The organism is Streptomyces sp. NPDC102441, assembly GCF_044765585.1.
Taxonomy (GTDB): Bacteria; Actinomycetota; Actinomycetes; order Streptomycetales; family Streptomycetaceae; genus Streptomyces.
The window spans coordinates 514,659-538,034 of sequence record NZ_JBIWKH010000003.1 but is presented as its reverse complement, the minus strand read 5'-3'; the positions used below and the strand labels follow the sequence as shown (position 1 = coordinate 538,034).

Genomic DNA, 23,376 nt, shown 5'->3' with positions numbered 1-23,376 from the left:
GGAGCAGGAGCAGCGGTGGAGCTGGAAGTGGACGGACGGGCCGTACGGCTGTCCAACCCGGACAAGGTGTACTTCCCGGAGAAGGGCTATACCAAGAAGGACGTGGCCGACTATTTCCAGGCCGTGGGGCCCGGGATCCTCCGCGCCCTGCGCGAGCGGCCGACCACCCTCCAGCGCTTCGTCGACGGGGTCGAGGGCGACTTCTTCTACCAGAAGCGGGCGCCGAAGAACCTCCCCGACTGGACCCCCACCGCCCGGATCGAGTTCCCCAGCGGCCGGCACGCCGACGAGATGTGCCCCACCGAACTGGGGGCCGTCCTCTGGGCGGCCAACCTCGGCACCCTGACGTTTCACCCCTGGCCCGTGCGCCGGGCGGACACAGACCACCCCGACGAGCTGCGCATCGACCTCGACCCGCAGCCCGGCACCGATTACGCAGACGCCGTCAGGGCAGCCCACGAACTGCGCTCCGTCCTGGACGACCACGGACTGCGCGGCTGGCCCAAGACCTCCGGCGGGCGCGGCATCCACGTCTTCGTCCCGCTGGTCCCCGAGTGGACGTTCACGCAGGTCAGACGCTGCGCCATCGCGGTGGGACGGGAGCTGGAGCGCAGGATGCCGGACCGGGTGACCACCGCCTGGTGGAAGGAGGAGCGGGGCGAGCGGATCTTCGTCGACTACAACCAGACCGCCCGCGACCGCACCATCGCCTCCGCCTACTCCGTACGCCCCTTCCCGCACGCCCCGGTCTCCGCCCCCCTGCGCTGGGAGGAGGTCGACGACGCGGAGCCGCGCGACTTCGACCTCGGCACCATGCCCGGGCGGTACGCCGAGGTGGGCGATCTGCACGCCGACATGGACGACCACGCCTTCCGGCTCGACCAGGTGCTGGAGCTCGCCCGGCGGGACGAGCACGAGCACGAGCTCGGCGACCTGCCCTATCCGCCGGAGTACCCGAAGATGCCCGGCGAGCCGAAGCGGGTACAGCCCAGCCGCGCCCGCCACGACGACGGTGACGCATGAGCACCGACGAGGGGGCCGAGCCCCCGGCCCACGGCGCACACGGCAGGCCCCCGACCAGGGCCGAGAAGTGGGCATCGTACAAACAGTCCCCGTACGTCCCCGCCTTCGTGCTGCTCTTCATCCTCGCCGCCGCGGCCGGACTCTTCGCCGGCTCGTACACCTACACGATGGCCGACCCGACGCCGCGCCATATCCCCTCCGCGGTGGTCGGAGACGTCCAGGCCAAGGGCGGGAAGCAGTTCATCGCCGGCATGGAGAAGGCCCTCGACGCTTCCCTCCAGCTGCGCCCGTACGCCTCCCGCGCCGCGGCCCGGGAGGCCATGGAGGAGCAGAAGGTCTTCGTGACCCTGCGGCCGGGCGAGCGCGGGGTGGCCATGGACATCGCCGGAGCCGCCGGGGCCACGGTCGCCCAGCTGCTCGCCGAGACGGGGGCGGAGGTCGCGAAGGCCACCGGGGTCCCGGTCACGATCACGGACGTCAAGCCGCTCCAGAAGGGCGACCCGCGCGGGCTGGCCCTCTTCTACATCTCGCTGGCCGCCGTCATCATCGGCTTCGTCGGAGCCATCCAGCTCAGCGTGCACGCCCGGGCGCTCAACCCCCTGGAGCGGATCGCGTTCACGGTCGCCTACTCGCTGCTCGGCGGCTTCGCGATCGCCGCGGTGGTGGACTGGCTGATCGGCGCGCTGGACCTGCCGTTCGTCGAGTCCTGGCTGATCCTGGCGTTCACGATGTTCACGTCCGGCATGGTCTTCACCATGTTCAACACCATCATGGGGCGCTGGGCGATGCTCCCCACCTGGGGGCTCATGGTGCTGCTGGGCAACCCGTCGTCCGGGGGAGCGGTGTCCTGGCCGCTGCTGCCCTCGGCGCTCGGAGAGATCGGGCGCTGGCTGCCGCCGGGCGCCTCGGTCAACGCCCAGCACACGGCGGTCTACTACCAGGGCCACCAGTACGCCTTCCCGTTCCTGGTGCTGGCGGGCTGGTCGCTGGTCTCCTGCACGGTCTTCTGGGTGTGGCGCCACCGGCATCCGGGCGGCCGTGGCCACATGCCGGAGCATGCGGCCACGGCCGCCGTCTGAGCGTGGCCCGCCCTACAACTCCTGGATGCGGATGTCGCGGTACGAGATCACGTCGGTGGTGCTGTGGACCTGGAGCCCGACGTAACCGGAGGCGTACCGCCGGCCGTCGGTACCCGGGTCGTCACCCCGCGGCGGTTCGAAGACCTGGCCGCCGTTGTTGTCGAACTCATTGATCAGGACACCGTTGCGGTAGACCGAGTAGTGCTGGTCCACCACCCGGATCTCGTAGTCGTTCCAGGTGCCCTTGGGTGTGACCCCGGCGCCGCCGAGGCCGACCCGGTCGAACCCGTAGACGGAACCGGTCTTGTACATGTCGCCGCCGGGCCCGTCGTAGGCCTGGATCTCATGGCCGTACTTGATGGCGGCCCACTCCGGACGCGGCTCCTCCGGGTGGTCGTGGACGTTCGGGAAGCGGACGAACACCCCGCCGTTGGCGTTGCCGCCCTCCGGGGCGTCGTCCCGCCACTGGAGCTTCAGCGAGAAGTCCCCGTACTGCCGGGACGGGAACCACAGCATTCCCATGCCGTCCACCGTGGTGGAGCTGGTGATCGAGCCCTCCTCCTCGTTCAGCGCGAACTGTCCGCCGCCGACCTGCTCCCACTTGGCGAGGGACGCGGCGGTGCCGTCGAAGAGCTTGCGGTAGCCCTCGTCCTGGCCCGGCTTGCCGATGCCGGACTGCTTGGCCGCCTTGTAGATCTTCTTGTGCTCACGGGCGTCGACGACCCCGTCGGTGAGCAGCTTGTCCAGGACCTTGTCGACGTGCTTGAGGAACAGCGCGTGCGAGGACCAGTCCTTCTCGTCCTCGATGAGCTCGTTGATGGTGCAGCGGTTGCCGGTCAGCCGGTTGGGAACACCGGTGTCGACCGTGCCGACGATGACGGTGAGCCGTTCGTCGAACTCAGGGCAGTTGGGTGCCGGGACACCGCCGCTCTGCGCGACGGTGAACGAGCTCTGCTTCGCCTCCGAGGTGTTGCCGGCCTTGTCCGTCGCCCGGTGGGCGAACGTGTGGTGGCCGACGCGGTCGACGATGACGGGGGAGGAGTACGCGAGGTACGGGCCGCCGTCGAGGGAGTACTCGGCCTTGTCCACGCCCGAGTCGTCGTCGGTGGCGCTGAGGGTGACCTCGGCGCTCGTGATGAACGCGCCGTCCGAGTTCTTGTCGCCCGTCACGACCACGGAGGTCTCCGGCGGGGTCTGGTCCTGCGACGGCGGCTCGACGACGGTGAAGCCGACCGTCTTCTCCTCCGCCGCGTTGCCCGACTTGTCGGTGGCGCGGTAGCGGACCGTGTGGTCCCCGACCTCGTGCACCATCACGGGCGCGGTGTACGGCTGCCAGGCGCCGTCCGCCCCGGTCGCGTACTCGATGGTGTTGACGCCTGACCCGGTGTCGGACGCGGTCACGGTGACCGTGGCCATACCGAGGTAGGCGCCCGCTTCGTCCTTCTCGCCCGAGACGGTCGCCGAGGTCTCCGGCGGGGTCTTGTCGTCCGTCGGCGGCGCGGCGACCGCGAAGTCGACCGTCTTCTCCTCCGCCGCGTTGCCCGACTTGTCGGTGGCGCGGTAGCGGACCGTGTGGTCCCCGACCTCGTCCACCACGACGGGCGCGGTGTACGGCTGCCAGGCCCCGTCCGCCCCGACCGCGTACTCGACGGTGTCGACGCCAGAGCCCGCGTCGGTCGCAGCCACGGTGACCGTGGCCTGGCCGATGTACGCGCCGTCGGCGTTCTTGTCGCCGTCCACCGTCGCCGAGGTCTCGGGAGCGGTGGTGTCCTCACCGCCGCCACCGTCCTCGGTCACCGTGAGGACGCCGGTCATCGAGCCGTGGCCGGGAATCGTGCAGTGGTAGAAGTACTTGCCGGGCGTGAGGGTGACCTCGACGCTGTGCTTGCCACCCTCGCTGTCACCCGGGTTGGCCAGGATGTTCACCTGGACGTCGCTGTTGTACTCCGGGTCCGACACGCTGAACGTCAGCGTGTGCGGCATGCTCGTCGTGTTGCCTGTGGCCTCGCTGTTCTCGAACACGATGGTCGCGGCGCCGGCCACCGCGGTCTCGGGAGCCGTCAGATAGTGGTCGATGGGGTCGCCCGCGGTCCAGGTGAGGACCTGGTCGGCCGCTGCCGCCCGGTCGTCGTCACGGCCGTACGCCGCCGTCGACGCCAGCCCGAGGACCATCAGGAACGAACCGAGCAGGGCGAGCCACCACCGGGCGGGCCCGTACCGCCGTCGCGCGAGGAGTGAAGGGTGTCTCACTGCGCTGCCGCCTTCCTGGCCAGGTCTGCGGCGGCCGGGGTCGGACCGCCGCCCTTGTACGTCACGCGCCACAGCGCGGACTTGGAGTCTGAGGTGAAGAAGCCGCGCCCGTAGTCCAGGACGTAGAGCGAGCCGTCCGGGGCGAACTTCCAGTCCATGAGGTTGCGGATCCCGTCCGCGCCGACCGGAATGATCTTCTTCAGGGACTCGGCGTGGGTGGGCAGGCCGCCCTTGCCGACCGTCTTCGGGTCGGTCAGCACGGCGTGACGCGGCTGGGTGTCGTCGTAGAAGTCACCCACGAACCACTTCCCGTCCCAGTAGGCCGGCCACTTGGCCTCGCTCGTGCTCGCCTCGTCGTAGCGGTAGACCGGGCCGTTCATCGTGGCCTGGCCGCCGCCCTTGAGCCAGGGCAGGAGCTCCTTCTGGTCCTCGACCTTGTAGCTGGGGATGCCGTTCTCGTCACGCGGGTAGTCGACGCCGCCGCCCTGGGGCGAGTACCAGATGGTGTTGCCGGTCACCGGCGGCAGTTTGACCAGGCCGTCGTTGTTCGGCGACTCGTTCTTCGGCGCGTCGCAGTCGTACCAGTCCAGCGGCTTGGTCGGATCGGGCAGGTTGCGGTCCCGGTAGGGCTGCTTGTTGCCCATGCAGTACGGCCAGCCTTGGTTGCCGGCCTTGGTGATCGCCGCGAACGTGTCGTACTTGGCGGGTCCCCAGGTGGTGCTGGGCTCGCCCGCGTCGGGGCCGACCCAGCCCGCGTACAGCGTGTCGGTCGACTTGTCGACGGAGATGCGGGCGGGGTTGCGGACACCCATCACATAGATCTCGCCGCGGGTCTTGCCGCCGCCCTCGTCCGGCTCCTCGCCGGTGAAGAGGTTGCCCTCGGGCAGGGTGTAGGTGCCGTCGTCCTCGGGGTGGATCCGCAGGATCTTCCCGTTGAGGTTGTTGGTGTTCCCCGCAGTGCGGCGGGCGTCGGAGAAGGACACGCCCTTGTAGTTCGGCTCCGGGTTGTTGCCGGAGTAACCGTCGCTGAACTGCGAGGAGTTGTTGTCACCGGTGGCGATGTACAGGTTCTGCTTCGAGTCCCAGGCCATCCCGCCGCCCGCGTGGCAGCAGCTGTGGATCTGGACCGGCCAGTTCAGGAGCACCTTCTCGGACGCCAGGTCCAGCTTGTTCGTGGCGTGGTCGAAGGTGAAGCGCGAGACCTGCCGCACCGCCATCTGGTTGTCGCGGTCGATCTTCGCGTGCGGCGTGTAGTGCAGATACACCCAGCCGTTGGTGGCGAAGTCCGGGTCCAGCTCGATCCCGAGCAGGCCCTCCTCCACCTTCACCAGCTCCTCGCCGCCGCCCTTGTTGCCGAAGACGCTCAGCTTTCCGGCAAGGGTGACCTTCTTGGTGGCGGGGTCGTAGACGTGGATCTCACCCTCGCCCTTGCCGACGTTCGGGTCGTTCCAGTCGGTGACCACCGGCACGCTGCTGTCCGTGCCGCCGCGCCCGATGTAGAAGATCCGTCCGTCCTTCGCGGTCACGAGGCCGTGCGGCTCGCCGATCTGGTCGTTCTGGCCGGGCTGGTTGGGCTGGGTGAGCCGCTCGGCCGTGTAGTTGGAGTCGATGGTGGCCTTGCAGTCGGCCTGCGAGGTGCGGCTCGTCCAGGCCAGCGCACCACGAAGATGGTCGCGGAAGTCGGTCTCGGCGAAGCTCGCCGCCGTACCGCCCATGCCGGTGTAGAAGGAGCGGCCGCCGTCGTAGTCACGGCACCAGGAGACCGGGTGGTCCCAGCCGTTGGCGGACTTGCCCGGGGTGTAGGTGAGCTCGCGGACGCGGGCCACGGTGTGCACGTCGCCGGACGGGTTGTCCTTCCAGTTCAGCCAGGTGTCCGGACGCTTCCACTCCAGCGGGAGGTTCTTCGTCGCCGGGTGCTGCCGGTCGCCGATCTCCACGGTGGCGCGCTGGACGTCCGTCGGGCTGTCCGCCGCCGGGCGGGCGCCGACCAGGCCGGTGAACCAGTCGGAGTACGGCTCGGTGCGCGCCGCGTCATGGATGCCGAGGAAGCCGCCGCCGGCCTCCATGTACGCCTCCAGACCGGCCTCCTGCTCCGGGTCGAGCACGTCACCGCCGCCGGTCAGGAAGACGACCGCGTTGAACGTGCCGAGCTTCTTGCCGTTGGTGAAGACCCCGGCGTCGTCGGTGGCGACGGTCTTGAACCGTCCGGCCTCAGGACCGCTGAGCCCGATCTTCTCGATGGCCGCGATACCCGCGTCCACGGTCGGCGACTCATCGCCCGCCGAGGCGTGGAACACCAGCACCTTGACGTTCGCCCCGCCGGGCGGCGTGGGAAGGGACAACGTTGTCGCCATCCGTTCCTTCAGCCCGGGGTCCGGATAAGGGCTGGCGGTGGCCGCGTTGCCGCCCAGCAAGGACGCGGTCAGGGCGCCCGCTGCCACGGCCGCCGCGATGCCGCGGCGCGATCTGGACCTGTGATGTGGTGTGCGCTGCATGTGGTCACCCACCCCTCTTGGTCACTTCTCCGGTCACTTCTCTCGTCACCGCACCTCTGTGGTCACTGCGACAGCGCACGAAGCTAGACCTCTTTTCGTGGCTCGCCAATAGGTATGGCAGCAATCGAACGAACTTTGTCCTGAGTGTGGATAAACCAACGTCCCCCGGCTACCGTGTGGGCCGTCCAGGGGAGCAGCGCGTCAGTTTCCGTCTCGCAGTGGGGAGTTCGACATGGACCGAAGGACCTTCAACCGCCGGATGCTGGTCGGCGGGGGAGTGGCGGCGGCCACTGGCGTGACATCGATGTCACTCGGCGCCGTGCAGGCCACCTCCGCCGAGAACCCCGCGAAGACCGCCCCGGCGGGAGGAGTCGTACGCCATCTCAAGCTGTACGCGGAGAAGCTGGCGGACGGCCAGCTCGGATACGGCTTCGAGAAGGGCAAGGCGTCGATCCCCGGGCCGCTCATAGAGGTCACCGAGGGCGACACGCTGCACATCGAGTTCGAGAACACCACGGACGTCGACGCCAGCCTCCATGTCCACGGCGTCGACTACGACATCGCGAGCGACGGCACCCGCATGAACCGCAGCCACGTCGAACCGGGCGGCACCCGCACGTACACCTGGCGCACCCACGCACCGGGCCGCCGCAAGGACGGCACCTGGCAGGCGGGAAGCGCCGGCTACTGGCACTACCACGACCACGTCGTCGGCACGGACCACGGCACGGGCGGCATCCGCAAGGGCCTGTACGGGCCGCTCGTCGTACGCCGCAAGGGAGATGTCCTGCCGGACAAGACGATCACGATCGTCTTCAACGACATGACCATCAACAACAAGGCCGCCGACGCGAGCCCGAACTTCGAGGCGACCGTGGGCGACCGGGTCGAAGTCGTGATGATCACGCACGGCGAGTACTACCACACGTTCCACATCCACGGGCACCGCTGGGCGGACAACAGGACCGGGCTGCTCACCGGCCCCGACGACCCCAGCCGTGTCGTCGACACCAAGATCTGCGGACCAGCCGACTCCTTCGGCTTCCAGATCATCGCGGGCGAACACGTGGGAGCCGGCGCCTGGATGTACCACTGCCATGTCCAGAGCCACTCGGACCAGGGAATGGCCGGTCTGCTGCTCGTCGCCAAGGCGGACGGCACGGTCCCGGGCTACGACCCGCCGCACCACGCGGCGGGTGCGGCCGGCGCACACGCGCACTGAGTCATACGCCTGCCGCCATCCGCTGCTGCTCCTCCTCGACGATGCGCCGGGCGAGCGCCCCGTCCGACACGTCGATGGCGTCGGGCGTCGCCTCGGCGACATCGCTGCGGCGCGCGTACGCGTCGAAGAGCCGGTCCTTGCGCGCCAGGATGTCCAGCATCCGCTGGTCCACACTGTCCGCCGCGAGGAGCCGGTGGACCCGGACGGTCCGTATCTGTCCCATACGGTGGGCCCTGGCCACCGCCTGGTGCTCCATCGTCGGCTTGATCTGCGGCTCGCACAGGATGACCACCGATGCCGCCTGGATGTTGAGACCGATACCGCCTGCCTGTATCTGGCTCAGCAGCACCGCGTGCCCGTCCACCGCGCTGAACGAGTCGACAAGGCCCTGCCGGCGCTCGGCCGGGATCCCGCCGGAAACCGGGCCGAACACCGTGTCACCCAGGGCGTCCTGGACGGTCCGCAGCACCTCACGGAAGTACGAGAACACCACGACCTTGAGCCCGTTGGCCTCGGCCTCCGCGACGAGTTCGCGCAGCCGGTTGAGTTTCGCCGACGTCTCGGGACGGGCGTAAGCCGCGCGGCGCATCCGCATGAAGTGCCCCGAGCCGACCGCCTCGTGGTACGCCTCGAGGTCGGCGGGAGAGAACTCCTCCCACTCGTCGGCCTGCACCAGAGCCGGGAGTTCCCCCAGCACGTCCTCCTGGTTCCGGCGCAGATAGGCGGGGGCGACGGCCCTGCGGAACGCGTGCGAGCCGGCGACGCCGTGGGTGGAGGTCACGAGCGGTGCCAGCTCGGGCCGCAGCTGCCGCACCAGACTCCGGAACTCCTCGACCCGGTTCTCCATCGGGGTGCCGGTGAGGAACAGCGCCCTCTCACTGTGCCGTGTCCAGCCGCTCACGGCCCGGGAGCGCCGCGTCGCGGGGTTCTTCACGAAATGCGCCTCGTCCACCACCACCATGCCGGGCCTGACCCCCGACCCCTGGCCGTCCGGCAGCGTGTGCAGCGCGTCGAAGGTGGTCAGGGCGACCCCGCCCCGCTCGCACCACTCCCCGAACGCCCCCTGCCGCTCGGGACCGTGCACCGGCACGGCGCGCAGGGTGGACCGTGCGGTGACCTCCCGCCGCCAGTTGATCAGGACACTCGCCGGGCACACGACCAGGAAGTGGGTCTCGCCCCCGGCCGCCAGATGGGCCAGCGCGGCGATGGCCTGCACGGTCTTGCCCAGTCCCATCTCGTCCCCCAGGATCACCCGCTTCTGGGCCAGCGCGAAGCGCGCCCCGAAGGACTGGTAACCGCGCAACGAGACCCGCAGACAGGTGTCGTCGAGCCGCAGCCCGCGGACCCGGTCGGCGATCCCGGCAGGCAGGAACCCCTCTGCCGCGTCCCGGTCGGGTCCGCTGCCGGACAGTTCGGCGAGCAGGCTGTAGTACTCGGCCGAGCGCAGTTCGAAGTCGACCCAGGCCTCCGCCTCCGAGGCGGGATCCCGCAGCAGGTCGACGGAGACCTGCCCGAACAGTGTCCGAAGTCCGCGTGAGTCCGCGTCCCGCGCCACCGCGCCTACGGAGGCTGCGGCGGCGGGAGCCCCGGTCCTGGCCGCACGTCCCGAGAACAGCATCCGCAGCCGGCTCCGCGCGGGTGCCGCCGCCACCAGCAGCGGTTCCAGTTCCGCGGTCAGAAGCCGGGCGGCATCGACCGCCCGGCGCACGTCGGGCCCGGCGGTCACCAGCCGGTGCAGGGAGACGAGCAGCGTGTTCGTCGTCGTGTCCGACGCGTCCACGTCTATCCGTACGGCGACGGTGTCCCGGACCGCGTGTGCGATCTGCAGCGCGGCGGCCAGCGCCTGGTCCGCGGTCTGCGCACCGACACCTGGGATCTGGCGGAGCTCGTAACGCCCGGCTCCATGGACCCGGCCGACCGTCGCGTACCCCGCCTGTTCCAGCGCGCCGAGCCGCAGCCGGCCCTCCGTGACGTCCGCCAGCCGGGAGACGGGGATGGAGGCCAGTTCGAGGGCGACGAGGGAGTCCAGCACGGGGGGCGAGCGAGGTGTGCGCGGCCTCGACGGCACCGCGGTGATCGTCCAGGACCGCGCGGGCTGTCCCGGCGAGCGCCTGGGCGTTGGTGAGCAGTTCACGTGCGGCTCTTCCGGTGGGCCCGGCCTGCGTCATGTGTCTTCTACGTCCTTCTGTTCCCGCCTCCGCGGCCCCGCCACGACCGGGTTCATCGTCCCACGGGCCCCGCGTGGTCCCGCACGGCACGGCGCGAACTGCGGTTGTCAGTACCTGGTGCAAGACTCGGAGGAACGCGGCATCCTCCCTGTCCGACAAGGCGAGTGAGACAACGGAACTCGTTGAAGGAGCACACCATGCTCGACCCAGCTTTCGTCACCGGCGCCCCCAACTGGATCGATCTCGGGACCCCCGACCTCGACGCGGCGACCACTTTCTACAACGGCCTCTTCGGCTGGGAACTGGTGGCAGGCGGTCCCGAGACCGGCGGCTACGGGATGTACCAGCTGCGGGGCAGGACCGTCGCAGGTGCCATGACCGTGCCGGAGGACCAGGGGAAGCCCGCCTGGTCGGTCTACTTCCAGACCCCTGACGCCGACGCGACCGCGCGGACGGTCGAGAAGGCAGGAGGCACTGCCGCGTTTCCTCCGATGGACGTGCTCGACTACGGGCGCATGGGCGGCTTCACGGACAGCACCGGAGCCTATTTCGGCGTCTGGCAGCCCGGTACGAACACCGGCCTCGGCATGATCATGGAGCCCGGTGCGCTGATCTGGGCCGAGCTGTACACCCCGGACGTCCCCGCTGCGGCCGCGTTCTTCCACACCGTCTTCGGATGGCAGACCGAGGACATGTCGTACCCCAGCGGTTCCTACACGATGATCCGCCCCGCCGGCGGTGAGGGCGTCGAATCCTATTTCGGAGGGATCGTGCCCGTCGACGCGGTGCCCAGCCAGGCCGAGGCGGGGCCGCACTGGCTGCCCTACTTCGCCGTGGACGACACCGATGCGGCGGTGGCCGGCGCCGAGCGGCTGGGCGGCCGGGTCACCATGGCCGCCACGGACGTGCCCGAGGTCGGGCGGATCGCCACCTTCACCGATCCCGCGGGTGCGGCCTTCGCGGTGATCAAGCCGGCTCCTATGCAGTAGGACGGACCGGGCCGGACAGGACGCGGGACGAGACGGGGAGGGCCTCGTCCGGCCCCGCCGTTGAACAATCGTTGATCACTTGTTTATCGCGACAGGGCAGCCTGTGTCGCATGCCGATCAACACCATGACCGACTCCGACGAGCTCGCCTGGCAGGAGACCGCGTTGTGCGCGCAGGCCGGGCCCGAGTTCTTCTTCCCGGCGCCGGGCAGCTCCACCCGCGAGGCCAAGCAGCTGTGCAACGCGTGCGAGGGCCGGGTGGCCTGCCTGGAGTACGCACTCACCCATGACGAGCGCTTCGGTGTCTGGGGCGGGCTCTCCGAGAAGGAGCGGGAACGGCTGCGCAGAGGCCGGCCCGACCGCGGCTGAACGCCGGCAGGCGCGAAACCGTTCCTGTCACGTGATCCGGAAGGTCTCGCCGTACACCTGCCACACCAGCGGCTTCTTCAGCCCGAGATTGCCCTCACGCAGGAACACCCGCTGCGCCGTGTCGATCCGGGTCGTGTCGCGCTGCATCCTCCGGGCCTTGATCGCGGACCGGCTCTCGTCGAGGAAGGCATCGAGATACGCCTTCTCGTCACCGCCCTCCGAGGCCGTGTCGGCCGCCGCCATCGCGGCGTCGCGGATCCCGTAGAAGCCGTCCGCCTCGACACCGGGCCCGTGGAGGACCATCGCGTCGTAGTAGATGAACTGTCCCAGGGTGCCGAGGCCGTCCATCTTCGCCAGCCGGACCGCCGGCTCGAAGTACAGCTTGTCGCGCGTCGCGTCCTGGGCCTCCCGGAAAGCGGGGTCCTCCGCCGCCCGGTGCCAGGCGTCGGTGAAACCGGGATCCAGACCCTCGTGCGAATCGGTTCCGTCCACCGCGCGCAGGGCGGGGAGGAACGAGGCCAGCGGATTGTCCGGATGGTCCTCGGTGTACGCCTCGACCAGTTGCAGCATGTCGTTCGTACCCGAGCAGAAGCCGATGATCCCGGCGGTGTAGCCGGTGCCGTCGCCGACGTCCTCGATCGCCCCGTACTGGCTGCGCCAGTCCAGGGTGGACGCCTCCGCACTGGCCACCAGCCGGGATGCGGTCTCCTTCATCGCCGGAGCGGCGAGGCCGGGCGGCAGCGCGTCGATCTCCTCGGCCTGATCGTCGGCCTCGGCGGCGTGCTTGTCCGCGTCGGTCGCCTGCTGGGTGATCGTGGGGGGTTCGGAGTCGCCCCCACTGAACAGGATCGATACGACGATGGCTATCGGTGCACCGAAGAGAACAAGACGTGTCACAGGCTTCACCGGCACAGAGTACGTTCTGTGAAGCTATGGGGGCAGCCCCTCCATGTTTTGAACACGGAACGGCGGCGCACGCATGACGCGTGCGCCGCCACTGTCCGGCGGGTGTCGGGGAGCGGATCCCGAGCCCGGCCGGGCGGATTCCTGCGGAGCCGGGCCGGTCAGCCCTGTGCGGCGCGGATCGCCATGCGCGCCCTGCGGGCCGCCAGCTTCTCGTCGAACTTCGACGCCTCGCTGTCCAGGCCGCTCATGTACAGCCCGAGCTCCTCCTGAGCCTTGAGGCCCTCCGGGCCGAGGCCGTCGATGTCGAGGACCTTCAGGTACCGCAGGACTGGCTGGATCACGTCGTCGTGGTGGATGCGCATGTTGTAGATCTCGCCGATCGCCATCTGCGCGGCGGCCCGCTCGAAGCCGGGCATGCCGTGGCCGGGCATCCGGAAGTTGACGACGACGTCGCGCACGGACTGCATCGTGAGGTCCGGGGCGAGTTCGAAGGCCGCGCCCAGAAGGTTGCGGTAGAAGACCATGTGCAGGTTCTCGTCGGTCGCGATCCGGGCCAGCATCCGGTCGCAGACGGGGTCGCCCGACTGGTGGCCGGTGTTGCGGTGCGAGACACGGGTCGCGAGCTCCTGGAACGCGACGTACGCCACGGAGTGCAGCATGGAGTGGCGGTTGTCGGACTCGAAGCCCTCCGCCATGTGCGCCATGCGGAACTGCTCCAGCTTGTCCGGGTCCACGGCGCGCGAGGTGAGCAGGTAGTCGCGCATCACGATGCCGTGCCGGCCCTCCTCCGCGGTCCAGCGGTGCACCCAGGTGCCCCAGGCGCCGTCACGGCCGAAGAGGGAGGCGATCTCGTGGTGGTAGCTGGGGAGGTTGTCCTCGGTCAGCAGATTCACGACGAGCGCGATGCGTCCGATGTCGGTGACCTTGGACTGGCCGGTCTCCCACGACTCCCCGTCCTCGAAGATTCCGGGGAAGTTACGGCCGTCGGAGAACGGCACGTACTCGTGCGGCATCCAGTCCTTGGCGACCTTGAGATGGCGGTTGAGTTCCTTCTCCACCACCTCTTCCAGCGCGTACAGCAGCTGGGCGTCGGTCCACGCCTTCGAACTGCCGGTGTGGGGAGAGGTGATCGTCACGGGGGCTCCTGGGGACGGGAGAATTACCTACGGCTTCGTAGGTTACGTGACCGTAGGTTAAGGCGGCAGTAAGGCCGCAGCCAAGCCCGGTCCTCGTGGTGCGCGCTCACATAATGCTATCCATGCAGGTCACCGACGTATCCTGGGGGGCAAGTCAGGCGTCCCTGTCCCCGATCCCCGGGAGCTGTCCGGGGGCGATGTCCCGGAGCCCGCCCGCGTCCAGCAGCAGCCACCGGGTGATCCCCAGCGACTCCAGGAACGGCATGTCGTGGCTCGCCACGATCAGCGCGCCCCGGTACGCCGCCAGCGCAGACGTCAGCCGGTGCACACCGGACAGATCGAGGCTGTTCGTCGGCTCGTCCAGCATCAGCAACCGGGGAGCCGGTTCGGTGAGCAGCAGCGCCGCCAGCGTCGCCCGGAAGCGTTCGCCGCCCGAGAGTGTCCCGGCAGGACGGTCCGCACGCCCGCCCTTGAAGAGGAAGTGTGCCAGCCTCGCCCGGATGCCGTTGTCCGTGGTGCCCGGTGCTGCGCGTGCCACGTTGTCCACCAGGGACAGCGTGTCGTCGAGGACGTCGAGACGCTGCGGCAGGAAACCCACCGGCACCTGGACGGCCGCCTCGCCGGACACCGGATCCAGCTCTCCCGCGATCGTGCGCAGCAGCGTCGTCTTCCCCGCGCCGTTGCGGCCGATCAGTGCGATCCGCTCCGGACCGCGCAGATCCCACTCACCCGGCACCCGGGCCCCGTAGGCCAGTTCGAGGTCCCGGAGCAAGAGCACCCCGCTGCCCGGATGTACCTGGGTGTGCGGCAGTTCGATCCGGATCGCCTCGTCGTCCCGTACCGCGTCGACCGCCTCGTCGAGACGGTCCTCCGCGTCCGCCAGCCGTTCGGTGTGCATGATGCGGTGTTTGCCGGCCGATTCCTGGGCGGTCTGCTTGCGCTGGCCCATCACGGCCTTGGGTTCGCGTTTGGTGTCCCACATCTTCTGCCCGTACCGCTTGCGCCGGGCCAGCTTGACGTGGGCGGCTGCGAGTTCGCGCTTCTGCCGCCGTACGTCGGCCTCGGCGACCCGCACCATCCGCCCCGCCGCCTCCTGCTCCACGGCCAGCGCCTGCTCGTACGCCGACAGGCTGCCGCCGTACCAGGTGACCTCGCCGTCGCGGAGATCGGCGATCCGGTCCACCCGTTCCAGCAGCTCCCGGTCGTGACTGACCACGACCAGCACCTTCTTCCAGGCGTCGACGGCGTCGTACAGCCGCTCACGGGCGTACAGGTCGAGGTTGTTCGTCGGCTCGTCGAGCAGCAGGACGGAGGGGCGTGCCAGCAGCAGCGCGGCCAGGCGCAGCAGCACGCACTCGCCGCCGGACAGCTCGCCGACGGTCCGGTCGAGACCGATGTCGGACAGACCCAGCTGGTCGAGCACGGCGCGGCTGCGCTCCTCGACGTCCCAGTCGTCCCCGACCGCGGCGAAGTGCTCCTCGCGGGAGTCACCTGCCTCGATGGCGTGGAGCGCCGCGCGTGTCGTGGCGACCCCCAGGACCTCCTCCACCCGCAGAGCGGTGTCCAGGACGAGGTCCTGGGGGAGGTAGCCGATGTCCCCGGCCGTTCCGATGTGTCCGGCTGTCGGCGTGAGCTCGCCGGCGATCAGTCGCAACAGGGTCGACTTCCCGCAGCCGTTGAGGCCGATCAGCCCCGTGCGGCCGGGCCCGACGGCCAGCTGGAAGTCATGGAAGACCTCGCTCCCGTCGGGCCATGTGAACGAGAGGGATGTGCAGTGGATATGTGTGGTGGGTGCAGGCACAAGGGTCTCCCGGCTGCGTCGAAGAATCACGGAGAACGGCTCGGACATCGGGGTCACGCAGGGGCACACGTGCGGCAGGGCACGCGGTACGGCATGCGGACACCTCAGATGTGGAGCAACGTCCTTCTCCGATCCGACGACAGCAGGAACGCCCATGACGCTACGAGCAGGCCGCGTCGCCGCGCAACCGAATTCGGGCCGGCCCGCGGTCTCGGGCGTTCACGCCGGGGGACGCCTCAGGCGGGCCCGCCCAGCAGATCGCTCAGACCGCCGTCCAGATCCATGAAGCGGTACTCGTCCCCCACCGGCACCAGCTCCTGCGCACGCTTCAGGAAGCGCCGCAGCTCGGACGTCCGGACATGGACCATCGCGATGCCCTCGACGGCGTGGAACTCCAGCACCGTACGGTCGTACCCGAACGGCCGTACCCGCACGTCACCGAGGCCGGCCGGCGCGTCCATGCCGGTGGCGAGCAGCTCACGGGAGAACTCCCAGGACACCTCGGTGCCTTCGAGGGTCGCCGGTGCCGGGAACGCCATGCGGACGGCGAAGGGGTCCTTGCGGTCGTAGTGCAGTGTGGCGGGCAGAGTCTCCATACGCGGCGCGGACGCGACCATACGGGCCTGCACGGACTGCTCGATAACGCTGGACAAGACCTGCTCCCTCTCGCCTCGGAAGAACGGTTCCCGGCATTGGAGTAGACGACGGAACGCCTTCATCCGTGCACCGGCGGGGGGCGTGAGCTGCGTCACCGCCCGTGCCTCCCTCTGATCAACTGCCCCGTCCGGCGCGGCGCACCCTGGACGCGCGTCCACCGGTGGGTTAGCTTCCAGCGCCATGAGGGCCATGGGAAAGACGAGACGGCTGATCGCACCGGTGCTGTGCGGAGCGGCGGTGGCCGCCGCACTGGCCGCACCGTCGGCGCAGGCCACACCGGCCGGACACCAGGACCGGAAGCCCGAATGGGCGCCCACCGCGACGGGCGCGGACGCGCGCTTCCGCGGCCTCGCCGCCGTGGGCCGCGACGCCGCCTGGGTCGCGGGCTCCGGGGGCACGGTGCTGCGTACCACGGACGGGGGACGCCACTGGCGCGATGTCTCGCCGGACGGCGCGGCCGGGCTGGAGTTCCGTGACATCGAGGCCTTCGACCGGCGACGGGCGGTCGCTCTGGCCATCGGCGAGGGTGAGGCGTCCCGGGTCTTCCGTACCGAGGACGGGGGCGCGACCTGGTCGGAGTCCTTCCGCAACACCGACGCCCGCGCCTTCTACGACTGCCTGACCTTCTTCGACAGCCGTCACGGCCTCGCGATGAGCGATCCGGTGGACGGGAGGTTCCGCATCCTGTCGACCTCGGACGGCGGGCGCAACTGGCGGGTGCTGCCCGACGCCGGGATGCCGGCGGCGCAGCCCGGCGAGGCCGGATTCGCGGCGAGCGGCCAGTGTCTCGTCAGTTCGGGTGGCAGGGACGTCTGGCTCGCCACCGGAGGCGCCTCGTCCGCCAGGGTGCTGCACTCCGCCGACCGGGGCCTGACCTGGACCCGATCCGGGGCGCTGATCCCGGCGGGGGATCCGGCGCGTGGCGTGTTCGGCCTCGCCTTCCGGGACCGCACGCACGGCATCGCGGTCGGCGGCGACTACCGGGCGGGCGCGGCCTCGCCGGACGCGGCGTCCGTCACCGGGGACGGGGGCCGGAGCTGGCGGAGCGCGGCCACCCCGCCGCCGGCCTACAGGTCGGGCGTCGCCTGGCTGCCGCACAGCCGGAGGTCGGCGCTGGCCGTGGGGCCGACGGGCACCGACGTCACCCGGGACGGCGGGCGCACCTGGCGGACCGTGGACACCGGCTCGTACGACACGGTCGACTGCGCCCCGGACGGCGGCTGCTGGGCCGCGGGCGAGCAGGGGCGGGTGGCGCGGCTGCGGTAGCGGGGTCAGCCGGGCAGCTGCTGCCGGTACGGCGCGAGCGCGTCCGAGGTCTTCGTCGCGAGGAACTCCGTGATCCGGTAGGCACACACCTCCTGTGCCGCGAAGGGGTCCGATGCGGCGATCCTCTCGATCACGGCACGGTCGTCGCCCACCGCCAGGATCACACCGCCGTCGCGGGGGTTCTTACGTCCCGAAGCGATGAACACCCCGGCCGCGTACTGCTTCTCCAGCCAGGCGACGTGCTCCGTCATGAGGGCGTCGACGTGCCCGACCGGTGCGGTGTAGGTCAACTCGAGTACGAACATGATCGGCAGGCTACCGGCTGCCTAGACTGACCCGCCATGACGACTTTCCGGATGCCCGCCGACGAGGCCGAAGCCCGCGCCGTCCAGGACGCGTTGCGCACACGCGTGGTGCTGGACGAGCCCGGCCCACCTCCGGGGACCGGCCGGGTCACCGGTGTCGACGTCGCCTATGACGACGCGCGCGATCTCGTCGTGGCGGCCGCCGTCGTCCTGGACGCGGCGACTCTTGAGGTGATCGCCCGGTCCACCGCCGAAGGCCGCGTGACGTTTCCGTACATCCCCGGCCTCCTGGCCTTCCGGGAGATCCCGGCTGTCCTGGCGGCGTTGGAGGGACTGCCGGTGGACCCGGGGCTCGTCGTCTGCGACGGCTACGGACGAGCCCACCCGCGCAGGTTCGGGCTCGCCAGTCATCTCGGCGTCCTCACCGGCCTGCCGGTCATCGGCGTGGCGAAGAACCCCTTCACCTTCAGCTACGGACAACCCGGCTCCCGGCGCGGTGACTTCACCCCGCTCATGGACGGGGACGAGGAAGTGGGCCGGGCCCTGCGCACGCAGGACGCCACGAAACCCGTCTTCGTCTCCGTCGGCCACCGCACCGGCCTGGACAACGCCTGCGCCCACACGCTCGCGATGGCCCGCGACTTCCGCCAGCCGGAGACCACGCGCGAGGCCGACGCGCTGTGCCGGTCCGCTCTGAAGGAAGCGATCGGCTGACCGAGGCCACCCTGCCCCGGGGATCTGTTGCCGTCTGAGTACAAATACGGATGTTGCTTGTCGAATATCAGGGGCAGGCTGGTACACATGATCGACCAGCAGACGCCTCAGATGAGCACCGGAACCATACGTCTCTCCCAGCGCGGTGTCGCCGTGGGCATGACCCTGGGCGTCCTCGCGGGCGCCGGCTGGGCCGTGTCCATGGTTGTCACGCTGGCGTCCTGGATGCTCTGACCCGGGACGCCGGCGGAACCTCTCCGGGGCTCAGCGCACCGCCGCCACCCGGAAGCGCAGCCCGGCCGCCTTCAGCCGCTCCAGCAGCGCATCGCCCATCGCCACGGCCGTCGTGACCTGACCCGACGTCGCCGGCAGGTCGTCGAGGGCGAGCGCCAGAGCCGCTTCGGCCAGCATCCTCGCCGTCTCGTCGTAGCCCGGGTCGCCGCCCGACACCTCGGTGTAGACCCGCCGGCCGCCGCCCTCCCCGATGAAGCGGACCGTGAACCAGCTGCGCCTCCTGCGCTCCTCGCCGGGGCCCGTGCCCGGTTCGACCCGGGCGGACAGCCAGTTGCGCGCCGCGGGGATCTGGGCGGCCCCCGCCAGCAACCCCACCGCCGCCGTGCCGCCGAGCGCCACCGGCAGGTGCTTGACCGAGGCGAAGTGCCGGTAGCGGAAGTCAGGGCCGTAACGCTCCAGCCCTCGCGCGGACCGCTCCACGACACGGGGGTCCAGGGTCGGCAGCGGCAGCGCCCAGGTGCCGGTCTCCGGGCTGAAATGCGGAGCTCCCTGAGGGGCGCGGGCCCTGCGGCCGACCAGGCGCGGCTCGTGCAGGCGTCGTTCCCGCGCCGCCCTCATCATCTGCGGGCCGCGGCCCATCGCGGTGAGTGTCGAGGCGAACGTACCGCCGGAGGGAGCCGCGTTGGTGCGCACATAGCCGTCTACGGTCAGCGGCACGCCCTCGGGGAGCTGCTGGACGGTGAAGTAGACGCCGAGGTCATGCGGTACGGAGTCAAAACCGCAGGCGTGCACCAGGCGCGCACCCGTCTCGCGGGCCCGGGCGTCATGCTCCAGGTACATCCGGTCGACGAACTCGGCCTCTCCCGTGAGGTCGGTGTAGTCGGTCCCGGCCTCCGCGCAGGCGGCGACGAGCTTTTCGCCGTACCGGACGTACGGTCCGACCGTCGAGGCCACCACGTGTGAGGACTCGGCCAGTGCGCGCAGGGCGTCGGCGTCGTCCGCGTCGGCCGTGAGGAGAGGCAGGTCCGCACAGCGCGGGTGCCGCCCGGCAAGGCGCTCGCGCAGCTGTTCCAGCTTGCTGCGGCTGCGGCCCGCCAGGGCCCAGCGGCAGCCGTCCGGCGCGTGGGCGGCGAGATATTCGGCCGTGAGCGCACCCACGAAGCCGGTGGCTCCGAAAAGGACCACGTCATAAGGGCGTTCTGCCCCGTTCTGCCTGTTCATGAGTGCCTCCGCACGGGCCGGCGCCGATGTAGCAGGCAGAGGGTAGCGGAGGCGTTTGTCGTGCCGTGCGGCCGGGCGGGCTTCGATGCGAGAGGATCCGAAGGCAAAGACTAAGCGCTTGCTCGGCCAAAAGGGTTGTGCCGAGCGCGGTCCGTTCTTAGCATCATCGATGTTACATCAGTTGTGTCACACCGCTGGGGGCTTGATGGCAACGACAGGACGCGGACCGCAGGGCCCGCTGACCGGGGTACGCGTCGTCGAACTGGCGGGCATCGGCCCGGGGCCGTTCGCCGCGATGCTCCTCGCCGACCTCGGCGCCGACGTGGTGCGCGTCGACCGCCCCGGAGGATCGGTGATCGGCATCGAACCCGCCTTCGACCTCACCAACCGCAACAAGCGATCGGTTCTCGTCGATCTGAAGACCGAGGGCGGAGCGGGGCAGGTCCTCGACCTCGTCGAACGCGCCGACGTCCTGATCGAGGGCTACCGGCCGGGCGTGGCCGAACGCCTCGGCGTGGGCCCCGACGTCTGTCTGGAGCGCAATCCGCGGCTCGTGTACGGACGGATGACCGGCTGGGGCCAGGACGGGCCACTGGCCGAGCGCGCAGGGCATGACATCGGCTACATCGCCCTCACCGGCACCCTGTCCATGATCGGCAGATCCGGCGAACCGCCCACGGTGCCCGCCAATCTGGTCGGCGACTACGCGGGCGGCTCGCTCTACCTCGTCGTCGGCGTGCTCGCCGCCCTCCAGCACGTCCGTACGCCCGGCGGGACCGGACAGGTCGTCGACGCGGCCATCGTCGACGGCGCGGCCCATCTCGCCACGATGATCCACGGCATGCTCGCAGCCGGCAGCTGGCAGGACCGGCGCGGCTCCAACCTCCTCGACGGCGGCTGCCCCTTCTACGGCTCCTACGAGACCTCCGACGGTGCGTACATGGCGGTCGGGGCCCTGGAGCCACGCTTCTACGAGGAGTTCGCCGGGCTCCTCGGACTCGGGGACGAGGCCCCCGACCGCAGCGACCTCGGACGCTGGGAGGAGCTGCGCGCCCTGGTCGCCGACCGGTTCAGCACCCGTACACGCGCCGAGTGGACCGAGATCTTCGAGCGGACGGACGCCTGCGTGGCTCCCGTCCTCTCGCTCACCGAGGCACCCCACCACCCCCACCTCGCCGCCCGCTCCACCTATGTGGAGCACAGCGGCCTCACCCAGCCCGCCCCCGCACCCCGCTTCTCCGCGACGCCCGTCTCCGTACGCAGCGGACCCGCGCTGCCCGGAGCGGACACCGAGGCCGTCGCCGAGGAGTGGGGCCTGCCGGGCCTGCTGACCACCGGGAAGGAAACGACCGGCTGATGGAACTCTCCCTGCCCCTGAACTACGCGGGCGACCCACGCGCCGCCTGCGACGAGGTCGCCGCGTTCGAGTCGGCGGGCCTCGACGCAGTCTGGGTCGCCGAGGCGTACGGCTTCGACTCGCCCACTGTCATGGGATACCTCGCCGCGCGCACCGAACGCCTGAAGATCGGCGCGGCCATCCTCAACGTCTACTCCCGCACCCCCGCCCTCATCGCCCAGACCGGCGCCGGGCTCGACGCCGTGTCCGGCGGCCGTGCCCTGCTCGGACTCGGCGCCTCGGGCCCGCAGGTCGTGGAGGGCTGGCACGGAAAGCCGTACGACAAGCCGCTCGGCCGGACCCGCGAGACCGTCGAGCTCTGCCGCCGCATCTGGCGCCGCGAGGTCATCGACCACCACGGCATCACGGACATGCCCCTGCCGAAGGAGAAAGGCGGCAAGCTCGGCAAGCCGCTGAAGATCCTCACCCGGCCGGTGCGCGAGACCATCCCCCTCTACGTCGCCTCCCTCGGCCCCGCCAACGTCCGGCTGACCGCGGAGATCGCCGACGGCTGGCTTCCCACCCTCTACATCCCGGAGAAGGCGCAGCAGGTCTGGGGTACGGCACTGACCGAGGGCACGGCGAAGCGCGACCCGGCGCTCGGTCCCCTGCAGACGGTCGCGGGCGGCCTGCTGGCCATCGGCGACGACGCAGCCGCCGTCCGGGACCTCGCCCGTCCGCAGATCGCGCTCTACGTCGGCGGCATGGGCGCGCCCGGCAAGAACTTCTACAACGACCTCGCCGTCGCCTACGGCTACGAGAAGGAGGCCGCCACCATCCAGGAGCTCTACCTCTCCGGGAAGAAGAAGGAGGCCGAGGCCGCCGTCCCGGACGAGTTCTGCGAGCTCATGACGCTCTGCGGCCCCGAGGGTTATGTACGCGACCGCATCGAGGCCTTCCGCGAGGCCGGGGTCACCATGCTCAACGTCACCCCTGTCGGCCCCGAGCCGGCGCGGCTGATCTCCACCGTCAAGAACTGGCTCCAGGGGGCTTGAAGTGCAGCGGCAGATCTTCACCGAAGAGCACGACGCGTTCCGCGAGACCGTCCGCACCTTCCTGGCCAAGGAGGTCCTCCCGCACTACGAACAGTGGGAGAAGGACGGCATCGTCTCCCGCGAGGCCTGGCTCGCGGCCGGCCGGCAGGGGCTGCTCGGCCTCGCGGTCCCCGAGGAGTACGGGGGCGGCGGCAACGCCGACTTCCGCTACAGCGCCGTACTCGCCGAGGAGTTCACCCGGGCCGGGGTCTCCGGACTGGCGCTCGGCCTGCACAACGACATCATCGGCCCCTATCTCACCGGCCTCTCCACCGAGGAGCAGAAGCGGCGCTGGCTGCCCGGCTTCTGCAGCGGCGAGACCGTCACCGCCATCGCGATGACGGAGCCCGGCGCGGGCTCCGACCTCCAGGGCATCCGTACGAGCGCCGAGGACAAGGGCGACCACTGGCTCCTCAACGGCTCGAAGACCTTCATCTCCAACGGAATCCTCGCCGACCTGGTGGTCGTCGTCGCGAAGACCTCGCCGGAGGGCGGCGCGAAGGGGCTGTCGCTGCTCGTCGTCGAGCGTGGCGCCGAAGGCTTCGAGCGGGGCCGCAACCTCGACAAGATCGGACAGAAGTCCCAGGACACCGCCGAGCTGTTCTTCAACGACGTACGCGTGCCCAAGGAGAACCTCCTCGGTGAGCTCGACGGCGCGTTCATCCACCTCATGACCAACCTGGCGCAGGAGCGCATGGGCATAGCGGTCGCCGGGATCGCCGCCGCCGAGTACGTCCTGGAGATCACCACCCGGTACGTCAAGGAGCGCGAGGCCTTCGGCCGCCCGCTCTCCAAGCTCCAGCACATCCGCTTCGAGATCGCGGAGATGGCCACCGAGTGCGCCGTCACCCGGGCCTTCCTCGACCGGTGCATCGTCGACCACTCCGAGGGGACGCTCGACGCGGTCCACGCCTCGATGGCCAAGTGGTGGGCCACCGAGCTGCAGAAGCGCGTCGCCGACCGCTGTCTCCAACTCCACGGCGGATACGGCTACATGACGGAGTACCGCGTCGCCAAGGCATTCACCGACGGCCGTATCCAGACCATCTACGGCGGCACGACCGAGATCATGAAGGAGATCATCGGCCGTTCGCTGCTCGCCTGATCCAGAC

At 70.2% G+C, this 23,376-nt stretch carries 19 protein-coding genes and 1 pseudogene; 11 read left to right on the top strand and 9 right to left on the bottom strand.

Features of this window, described 5'->3' with window-relative positions:
* Nucleotides 1-15: 15 nt before the first annotated feature.
* Together ligD and ACIREO_RS08655 are read left to right on the top strand one after the other, a co-directional pair.
* On the top strand, nucleotides 16-1,023 hold the full coding sequence (gene ligD / locus ACIREO_RS08660; RefSeq protein WP_404106780.1) for a non-homologous end-joining DNA ligase: 1,008 nt from the start codon (nucleotides 16-18) through the stop codon (nucleotides 1,021-1,023).
* A complete protein-coding gene (locus tag ACIREO_RS08655; protein ID WP_404106681.1) occupies nucleotides 1,020-2,102 on the top strand; it encodes an ABC transporter permease in 1,083 nt (360 codons plus the stop codon). The genes ligD and ACIREO_RS08655 overlap by 4 nt, the downstream gene beginning before the upstream one ends.
* Nucleotides 2,103-2,114: 12 nt before the next feature.
* Here the strand turns inward: ACIREO_RS08655 and ACIREO_RS08650 are convergent, their stop codons facing one another.
* Together ACIREO_RS08650 and ACIREO_RS08645 are read right to left on the bottom strand one after the other, a co-directional pair.
* Entirely contained in the window at nucleotides 2,115-4,352 is a 2,238-nt protein-coding gene (locus tag ACIREO_RS08650) for an OmpL47-type beta-barrel domain-containing protein (RefSeq protein ID WP_404106679.1), read from the bottom strand.
* Complete coding sequence (locus ACIREO_RS08645; protein ID WP_404106677.1) at nucleotides 4,349-6,847, bottom strand: ThuA domain-containing protein; 2,499 nt, start codon at nucleotides 6,845-6,847, stop codon at nucleotides 4,349-4,351. The genes ACIREO_RS08650 and ACIREO_RS08645 overlap by 4 nt, the downstream gene beginning before the upstream one ends.
* A gap of 232 nt (nucleotides 6,848-7,079) precedes the next feature.
* Here ACIREO_RS08645 and ACIREO_RS08640 point away from each other — a divergent pair, with 232 nt between their 5' ends.
* Complete coding sequence (locus ACIREO_RS08640; protein ID WP_404106675.1) at nucleotides 7,080-8,069, top strand: multicopper oxidase domain-containing protein; 990 nt, start codon at nucleotides 7,080-7,082, stop codon at nucleotides 8,067-8,069.
* A gap of 1 nt (nucleotide 8,070) precedes the next feature.
* On the opposite strand, the pseudogene ACIREO_RS08635 reads toward ACIREO_RS08640, so the two are convergent.
* Nucleotides 8,071-10,237 (bottom strand): annotated as a pseudogene (locus tag ACIREO_RS08635) (DEAD/DEAH box helicase).
* Between the two features lie 197 nt (nucleotides 10,238-10,434).
* Between ACIREO_RS08635 and ACIREO_RS08630 the strand changes: the two are divergent.
* Nucleotides 10,435-11,226, top strand: a complete 792-nt coding sequence (locus tag ACIREO_RS08630; protein WP_404106674.1) for a VOC family protein — start codon at nucleotides 10,435-10,437, stop codon at nucleotides 11,224-11,226.
* 110 nt (nucleotides 11,227-11,336) lie between these two features.
* Nucleotides 11,337-11,594, top strand: a complete 258-nt coding sequence (locus ACIREO_RS08625) for a WhiB family transcriptional regulator (RefSeq protein WP_404106673.1) — start codon at nucleotides 11,337-11,339, stop codon at nucleotides 11,592-11,594.
* A 27-nt stretch (nucleotides 11,595-11,621) separates the two neighbouring features.
* Here ACIREO_RS08625 and ACIREO_RS08620 read toward each other — a convergent pair whose 3' ends face one another.
* The 4 genes from ACIREO_RS08620 to ACIREO_RS08605 all read right to left on the bottom strand — a co-directional run bounded on the left by ACIREO_RS08620 (nucleotide 11,622) and on the right by ACIREO_RS08605 (nucleotide 16,090).
* A complete protein-coding gene (locus ACIREO_RS08620) occupies nucleotides 11,622-12,491 on the bottom strand; it encodes a chitosanase (protein WP_404106779.1) in 870 nt (289 codons plus the stop codon).
* A 167-nt stretch (nucleotides 12,492-12,658) separates the two neighbouring features.
* Complete coding sequence (locus tag ACIREO_RS08615; RefSeq protein ID WP_404106672.1) at nucleotides 12,659-13,636, bottom strand: acyl-ACP desaturase; 978 nt, start codon at nucleotides 13,634-13,636, stop codon at nucleotides 12,659-12,661.
* Between the two features lie 154 nt (nucleotides 13,637-13,790).
* Nucleotides 13,791-15,437: an ABC-F family ATP-binding cassette domain-containing protein gene (locus ACIREO_RS08610; RefSeq protein WP_404106671.1), complete on the bottom strand. Its 1,647-nt coding sequence runs from the start codon at nucleotides 15,435-15,437 to the stop codon at nucleotides 13,791-13,793.
* Nucleotides 15,438-15,673: 236 nt separating this feature from the next.
* Complete coding sequence (locus tag ACIREO_RS08605; RefSeq protein ID WP_404106670.1) at nucleotides 15,674-16,090, bottom strand: SsgA family sporulation/cell division regulator; 417 nt, start codon at nucleotides 16,088-16,090, stop codon at nucleotides 15,674-15,676.
* 184 nt (nucleotides 16,091-16,274) lie between these two features.
* On the opposite strand from ACIREO_RS08605, the gene ACIREO_RS08600 reads away from it, so the two are divergent.
* Nucleotides 16,275-17,360, top strand: a complete 1,086-nt coding sequence (locus ACIREO_RS08600) for a WD40/YVTN/BNR-like repeat-containing protein (RefSeq protein ID WP_404106669.1) — start codon at nucleotides 16,275-16,277, stop codon at nucleotides 17,358-17,360.
* A 5-nt stretch (nucleotides 17,361-17,365) separates the two neighbouring features.
* Here ACIREO_RS08600 and ACIREO_RS08595 read toward each other — a convergent pair whose 3' ends face one another.
* Nucleotides 17,366-17,665, bottom strand: a complete 300-nt coding sequence (locus tag ACIREO_RS08595; protein ID WP_404106667.1) for a YciI family protein — start codon at nucleotides 17,663-17,665, stop codon at nucleotides 17,366-17,368.
* Between the two features lie 36 nt (nucleotides 17,666-17,701).
* Here ACIREO_RS08595 and ACIREO_RS08590 point away from each other — a divergent pair, with 36 nt between their 5' ends.
* On the top strand, nucleotides 17,702-18,379 hold the full coding sequence (locus ACIREO_RS08590; protein WP_404106666.1) for an endonuclease V: 678 nt from the start codon (nucleotides 17,702-17,704) through the stop codon (nucleotides 18,377-18,379).
* An 87-nt stretch (nucleotides 18,380-18,466) separates the two neighbouring features.
* Nucleotides 18,467-18,613, top strand: coding sequence for a morphogenic membrane protein MmpA (mmpA, locus tag ACIREO_RS08585; protein ID WP_404106664.1), 147 nt, complete (start codon nucleotides 18,467-18,469; stop codon nucleotides 18,611-18,613).
* Between the two features lie 30 nt (nucleotides 18,614-18,643).
* Here the strand turns inward: mmpA and ACIREO_RS08580 are convergent, their stop codons facing one another.
* Complete coding sequence (locus ACIREO_RS08580; RefSeq protein WP_404106663.1) at nucleotides 18,644-19,834, bottom strand: saccharopine dehydrogenase family protein; 1,191 nt, start codon at nucleotides 19,832-19,834, stop codon at nucleotides 18,644-18,646.
* 205 nt (nucleotides 19,835-20,039) lie between these two features.
* Between ACIREO_RS08580 and ACIREO_RS08575 the strand changes: the two genes are divergently transcribed.
* The 3 genes from ACIREO_RS08575 to ACIREO_RS08565 are packed head-to-tail and all read left to right on the top strand — an operon-like array spanning nucleotide 20,040 to nucleotide 23,369.
* The gene (locus ACIREO_RS08575) at nucleotides 20,040-21,191 is read left to right on the top strand and encodes a CaiB/BaiF CoA transferase family protein (RefSeq protein ID WP_404106661.1); all 1,152 of its coding nucleotides are present in this window, start codon (nucleotides 20,040-20,042) and stop codon (nucleotides 21,189-21,191) included.
* The gene (locus tag ACIREO_RS08570; RefSeq protein ID WP_404106660.1) at nucleotides 21,191-22,225 is read left to right on the top strand and encodes an LLM class F420-dependent oxidoreductase; all 1,035 of its coding nucleotides are present in this window, start codon (nucleotides 21,191-21,193) and stop codon (nucleotides 22,223-22,225) included. The genes ACIREO_RS08575 and ACIREO_RS08570 overlap by 1 nt, the downstream gene beginning before the upstream one ends.
* 1 nt (nucleotide 22,226) lies before the next feature.
* Entirely contained in the window at nucleotides 22,227-23,369 is a 1,143-nt protein-coding gene (locus ACIREO_RS08565) for an acyl-CoA dehydrogenase family protein (RefSeq protein ID WP_404106658.1), read from the top strand.
* Nucleotides 23,370-23,376: the final 7 nt, after the last annotated feature.

Excerpts from the sequence above, each read along its gene's own strand:
- ACIREO_RS08655 (WP_404106681.1), top strand. The coding sequence starts at position 1,020 with ATGAGCACCGACGAGGGGGCCGAGCCCCCGGCCCACGGCGCACACGGC.
- ACIREO_RS08645 (WP_404106677.1), bottom strand. The coding sequence starts at position 6,847 with ATGCAGCGCACACCACATCACAGGTCCAGATCGCGCCGCGGCATCGCG.
- ACIREO_RS08640 (WP_404106675.1), top strand. The coding sequence starts at position 7,080 with ATGGACCGAAGGACCTTCAACCGCCGGATGCTGGTCGGCGGGGGAGTG.
- ACIREO_RS08630 (WP_404106674.1), top strand. The coding sequence starts at position 10,435 with ATGCTCGACCCAGCTTTCGTCACCGGCGCCCCCAACTGGATCGATCTC.
- ACIREO_RS08625 (WP_404106673.1), top strand. The coding sequence starts at position 11,337 with ATGCCGATCAACACCATGACCGACTCCGACGAGCTCGCCTGGCAGGAG.
- ACIREO_RS08600 (WP_404106669.1), top strand. The coding sequence starts at position 16,275 with ATGAGGGCCATGGGAAAGACGAGACGGCTGATCGCACCGGTGCTGTGC.
- ACIREO_RS08595 (WP_404106667.1), bottom strand. The coding sequence starts at position 17,665 with ATGTTCGTACTCGAGTTGACCTACACCGCACCGGTCGGGCACGTCGAC.
- ACIREO_RS08590 (WP_404106666.1), top strand. The coding sequence starts at position 17,702 with ATGACGACTTTCCGGATGCCCGCCGACGAGGCCGAAGCCCGCGCCGTC.
- mmpA (WP_404106664.1), top strand. The coding sequence starts at position 18,467 with ATGATCGACCAGCAGACGCCTCAGATGAGCACCGGAACCATACGTCTC.
- ACIREO_RS08580 (WP_404106663.1), bottom strand. The coding sequence starts at position 19,834 with ATGAACAGGCAGAACGGGGCAGAACGCCCTTATGACGTGGTCCTTTTC.
- ACIREO_RS08575 (WP_404106661.1), top strand. The coding sequence starts at position 20,040 with ATGGCAACGACAGGACGCGGACCGCAGGGCCCGCTGACCGGGGTACGC.
- ACIREO_RS08570 (WP_404106660.1), top strand. The coding sequence starts at position 21,191 with ATGGAACTCTCCCTGCCCCTGAACTACGCGGGCGACCCACGCGCCGCC.